At 49.1% G+C, this 232-nt stretch carries 1 protein-coding gene; it reads left to right on the top strand.

Going from position 1 to position 232, the window contains the following annotated elements; genetic code table 11:
* On the top strand, nt 1-232 hold a 232-nt coding region (locus tag ACM0OZ_RS49445; protein WP_414590254.1), incomplete at both ends, for a hypothetical protein.

Raw genomic sequence — 232 nt, 5'->3', positions numbered from 1 at the left:
CCCGAAGCCCTTAAAGTTGCTCGCGAGATTGCTGATGAATCTTATCGCGCCTATGTCCTAACAGCTTTAGCTGACAAACTGCCCCAAGTGTTGCCCGAAGCCCTTAAAGTTGCTCGCGAGATTGCTGATGAAAGATTTCGCGCCGATGCCCTAACTGCTTTAGCTGACAAACTGCCAGAAGCATTAATGCCCGAAGCCCTTCAAGTTGCTCGCGAGATTGCTAATGAAAGAT

Origin of the sequence: Scytonema sp. PCC 10023 (assembly GCF_963920835.1) — a bacterium.
GTDB lineage: Bacteria > Cyanobacteriota > Cyanobacteriia > Cyanobacteriales > Nostocaceae > Kalymmatonema.
Note: the sequence above shows the minus strand (reverse complement) of the source record. Positions and strands in the feature narration are given on the sequence as shown.